Here is a 3,040-nt window from a genome sequence, read left to right on the forward strand (position 1 = left end):
GCTGCATTGATGGTGATGAAAGTTGCACTGATGGAAATGAGGTATGCACCAGTGGTAACAGCATTGAAGGAAATCATGTATTAAAAGAAGTTTACAGAACTTATGGTATTTTAATGGCATATTCTTCAAACAACATAGTTTCAGGAAACAAGCTTTTCGTTACATCAAAATTAAATCAAACATTGTCTCCAACTGCATCCACAAATTCAATTGTCGGTATAGATTTGTACTACAACACTCACAACAACATTATTTCAGATAATGAAGTCAATGTGTATGGTAAGGATAATTACATTTATGGTGTTGGTGTTTTAGGTTATTACACAGGCCACGACGCTCCTGCAGGTCAGGGTGCAACAGATAACCAATTTATTGGAAATATTATTAATCTTGATGGAACTTATTTCGTTCAAGGTATTGTAATTGGCGATGAATCAGAAAACACTACAATTGATTCAAACATTGTCGATGCCAAATCAAGAAATGTATCTTATGGTATTAATTTGGAAATGTCTCAAAATTCAACTATTTTGCAAAATTATTTCACATTAAATTCAGATATGATATACGGAATAGAATTTACAATGTCAAATTACAATAAGGTCATTAATAATGGATTTGTGGCTAATGGTAAACAGATTTATGGATTTGGAGTGTCTAATTCTAATAATAATGAATTTTCTTTGAATAGAATATTCGTCAATGCAACCGGTGAAAATATTACATATAACTTCGATTCATTCGGAACTGGAACTGCTGGAATTTATCTTAAATCCAACTCTTCCGATAACACAGTCATAAATAATAACATTACCTCAACAAAAGGATATGCAATCAGCATTAATGATATTGCAGTTAATAATATTATTAGTAATAATTATTTGGATTGTGAATACGGTTTTGCTAATTCAGCAATTAATAATACTGCAAACACTACTGTTGAAGAAAATTTCAAATATCTGGTATCTGGAAAACTCAAGAACATTGAAATCAAGTATTTAGAAAATGGAACTTTTGTTTTCACAACAGATGATGTTAATTTGGATGGTGCAACAGTTGAATTTACAATTCTAGGCAATAATTTTGGTTCAGCCATTGTTGCTAACGGAACTGCTAAATTAGACTTCACATTCAATGATGTTCCTTCCGATTACTTGATATCTGCAATCGTATCTAAAGAAAACTTTAAAACTGCCGAGTTTGAATCTTTATTGTCTGTTAATAAAGGGGATTTAATAGTGTCAGTAGATAATAGTACTGGTGCAATTTCAAGAACTACCAAATTCAGTGCAGAAATTAAAGATATTTTAGGAAATCCTATCTCAGGAGTCATTGTTGAATTTAACATACTGGATGACGGCTATCCCGCATATTTAGGTAAAGCTACAAGTGATGAAAACGGTTTAGTAGTGTTGAATGCAGAAATTCCTCAAATTTATGGTGAAGATCCTAAGGTTATCGTAAATATTAAAGATTTGGATAATTTCGAGTCAGCATCCGCATCAGCTAGTTTAAATGCATATAAACTCAATTCAACTAGTATTACAATAAATTCAAAAGTTTATCCTACCGGTACTTTAGCTATTCTAAAAGATCAGAGTGGAAAAGCCTTAGCAAATAAAAAAGTTAATTTGATGATTGGCAGTGTAAATTACAATGCAATATCTAATTCCAAAGGTGAAATTACTTTACCTTCACTAAACAGGGGTACTTATTCAGTTTATGTTTCATTTGCTGGTGATGACAATTATTATTCCTCTAAAAATACTGTGAAAGTAACAGTAAAACCTGCAATAACCGGAAATAAAAATTATGCTGTTTATTATAGAAACACAATAACCTACAAACTTCGCATTGTAGGGGCTGATGGCAAGTATGTTGGTGCTGGCAAAGCCGTAACTGTTAAAGTCAATGGTAAAACTTATACTCTTAAGACAAATAAGAATGGTTATGTGACCAAATCTTTCAAGTTCAAAGCAGGTTCTTACACCATAACTGCTCAATATAATGGGGATAAGGTTTCAAACAAATTGACTTTCAAACCTACTGTTATTGCTAAAGATATTTCCAAGAAAAAAGCTAAAATTGTCAAATTTTCAGCGAAACTTGTCAACAAAAACGGTAAAATATTAAAAAATAAAATAATCACTTTTAAAATTAAAGGAACAACATATAAAGTCAAAACTAATAAAAATGGTGTTGCAGTTGTTTCTCTTAAGAACTTAAAAGCCGGCAAATTCACCATAACCTCAAGTTATGGAGGATGTAAAATATCTAATACAATAACTATTAAATGAAGGTTTTTTAACCTTTATTTTACTTTTTTTTCAAACCTACTTTATGAAAATTTAAATAATATTAATAACAACTTTTTATTATAGTCATTAAAATTTTTTATTCTAATTAGACTATTATTAATTTTAAAAATTATAAAGTGAGGTGTAACTATTAAAGGGGAGAGTTTAGTAATTTCATTAATTTTACTTTCCATAGTATTATTGTCTGCGGGCGTTGCTTTTGCTGCAAGTGATAATAATGCAACTGTTGGTGAAGTAACAGATGAAATAGCAATCGATGAAGATATTCTGACTATTGAAGAAGATAGTGTAGTTCTTCAGGAAAATGAGACTCCTGCTGTAGAAAATACTGTTGTTACAAATTCTACTTTTTATCAATACTTTGATGAAACTGGTTCTCTTTTAAATAATACAACTACTGATGAATTGGTATTTGAAGGAGATTTCAGTGGTGTTGGTGTAAATTATATTGCAGTTGATAAAGCTATTAAATTTACAGGTAATAATGCAACATTTAAGGATGTCTCTTTTGTAATTAGTTCAGATAATGTAACTATTGATGGTTTTACTTTAAGTCAAAGTAATAATGTTTCATTAATTTCAGTTGGTGAAGCAAATAATGTCATTATTTCTAACAATGTACTTAATTTTGAAGCAATGGCTGACATTGATGGTTATGCAATTTTTGCAAGTAATGTAAACAATTTAAAACTTATTCAAAATACAATCAATTATGTTGGAAA

General features: G+C 30.0%; 1 protein-coding gene and 1 pseudogene. Both read left to right on the forward strand.

Going from position 1 to position 3,040, the window contains the following annotated elements; translation table 11 throughout:
- Positions 1-2,297 (forward strand): annotated as a pseudogene (locus tag Q4Q55_RS09945) (hypothetical protein); the annotation flags it as partial.
- Positions 2,298-2,498: 201 nt separating this feature from the next.
- The coding region (locus tag Q4Q55_RS09950; RefSeq protein WP_303372651.1) for a hypothetical protein at positions 2,499-3,040 on the forward strand (542 nt) is incomplete at its 3' end.

This window comes from Methanobrevibacter sp. (genome assembly GCF_030539555.1).
In the GTDB taxonomy this organism is placed as follows: Archaea; Methanobacteriota; Methanobacteria; order Methanobacteriales; family Methanobacteriaceae; genus Methanocatella.